General features: G+C 35.6%; 1 protein-coding gene. It reads left to right on the top strand.

Annotation, left to right across the window (positions count from 1 at the left end; genetic code table 11):
- Positions 1-53: 53 nt before the first annotated feature.
- Positions 54-1,411 (top strand): IS3 family transposase gene (locus F7731_RS26225; RefSeq protein WP_425482045.1). Its coding sequence is split into 2 segments (ribosomal slippage): positions 54-540 and positions 540-1,411, totalling 1,359 coding nucleotides; the frame shifts between segments, so codons are not numbered across the junction.
- The last annotated feature ends 32 nt before the right edge of the window (positions 1,412-1,443 follow it).

Genomic DNA, 1,443 nt, shown 5'->3' with positions numbered 1-1,443 from the left:
TGAACTGCCCCGTAAAAGTTAGACACTAATCTAATTTTTACGGGGGTTTTTTTATGGCAAAATTAAAAGTTGAACAAAGAATCCAAGCGGTTGAACGATATGTAAATGGACATGAATCCATGAATGAAATTGCGAAAGATATTGGTATTAACTATCAGATAATCAGTGTCTGGGTACGCCTTTATCAAGAAAATGGTATAGAGGCATTCTTAAAATCCTATACAAACTATTCGGCTGAGTATAAAATGAGTGTACTAAATTATATGAACGAAACAGGTACATCTTCAATCGATACAGCTGCGATATTTAACATTTCATCTCCAGGCATGATTCGAAATTGGAAGAAGAAGTTTGAAAGTGGTGGTTATGATGCCCTTGTTTCTAAGAAAAAGGGGCGACCATCCATGAAAAAGGAAACGAAAAAAACAACGAAACCTGCACCAGCTGAAGGATCTATAGAAGAACTTGAAACACGTATTAAGCAACTGGAAATGGAGAATGCGTATTTAAAAAAGTTAAACGCTTTAGTTCAAATGCAAGAAAAATTACCAACCAAATCAAAGCGCAAGTAATTTATGAACTAAAGGAAATCTATGAAGTGATGGAATTAATCAAAGTCGCTGATATTCCGCGTAGCACTTACTATTACTGGGAAAAGCGTTTAAATCGTGCTGATAAATACGCAAATGTGAAAGCTGCTATTCAGTCCATTTACCATGAACATAAAGGACGTTATGGGTATCGTAGGATTGCTAAAGAATTAAAGAAATATGACTTCTATCATGATCCGAAAACTATTAATAAATTGATGAATGGCATGGGCATTAAATGTGAAGTACGAATGAAAAAATACCGTTCGTATAAAGGAAATGTTGGGAAAATTGCACCGAACATCTTACAACGTGATTTTACAGCGAAAAACATGAACGAGAAATGGGTCACAGACGTGACAGAATTTCATCTATTTGGTGAGAAACGTTATTTATCACCAGTACTAGATTTGTGTAACGGTGAAATCATCGCCTTCACGGTAATGAGTCGTCCGGTGTATAAATTAGTTGATGATATGTTAAAACAAGCATTGAAACGCCTTCAACCAGGTGATCAAGTTATTCTTCATTCGGACCAAGGTTGGCACTATCAAATGAAACAATACCAACGAACATTAAAACAACATAAGATCAGACAGAGTATGTCCCGTAAGGGCAATTGTTTGGATAATGCAGTCATAGAAAATTTCTTTGGCTTATTAAAATCTGAACTACTTTATCTACAAGAGTTCGATAGCATGGAGCATTTTGAGAATGAACTAGCAGAGTATATTTACTATTATAATAACAAACGTATGAAGGCAAAATTAAAAGACCTAAGCCCGGTGGAATACCGAACTCAGGTCCTTGAAGCAGCCTAAGTACTTATGTCTAACTTTCTTGGGTCAGATCA

The sequence above is a fragment of the Cytobacillus depressus genome (genome assembly GCF_008923245.1).
In the GTDB taxonomy this organism is placed as follows: domain Bacteria; phylum Bacillota; class Bacilli; order Bacillales; family Cytobacillaceae; genus Cytobacillus; species Cytobacillus depressus.
This window is presented reverse-complemented; position numbering and strand designations above follow the sequence as displayed.